General features: G+C 38.9%; 1 pseudogene. It reads right to left on the bottom strand.

What is annotated here, in order from left to right:
- Positions 1–341: 341 nt before the first annotated feature.
- Positions 342–540, bottom strand: a pseudogene (locus tag HP456_RS24775) (EamA family transporter); the annotation flags it as partial.

The raw sequence follows: 540 nt of genomic DNA, 5'->3' as shown, positions 1-540 counted from the left end.
GATTTTGTTGTGAAACTCTTATAATAATGTCCAAAACTCATAGTATGAAAAGTTGATATACGATCCAACTAATTCAAGCAAAGAATTTACCTCTGCAAACAGGATTCAAGCCACTTTCAATGATATTCGTGGCAGTTTTAAAAAATTCAAGCCACATTTCAAATTTTCAAGACACATTCATCATTTACAAGCCAATTTCGTAAAAATACATGCCACTTGTCGAATCATCTTCAGCGTCATCATCCGGCACAAACCAAGCTAAAATCCCCTGGCCAAACCCGTTAATTTGTCAAAACCATTTTTAATACAATCTCAATAAAATGTATACATTACTCAGATAGCTACACCTGGCTACGTTCCCCGCGTGTCCTCACTTCTTTTCCAACACCAGCATTCTTTGACGACCATATAAGAATGCCGATCCCGAGCATCAACAGAATAATTCCCATCCAGGAAATGATGCTTAAATATTCGCCTACTATGAACACTCCCAACAGCGCTGCCGTCAATGGTTCGGCTAATGCAAGAGTAACGGCCGTT

It is taken from the genome of Bacillus haikouensis, assembly GCF_013179555.1.
GTDB classification, from domain to species: Bacteria; Bacillota; Bacilli; order Bacillales; family Bacillaceae_B; genus Rossellomorea; species Rossellomorea haikouensis_A.
The sequence above is the reverse complement of the archived record's forward strand: the minus strand, read 5'-3'. Positions and strand labels throughout refer to the sequence as shown.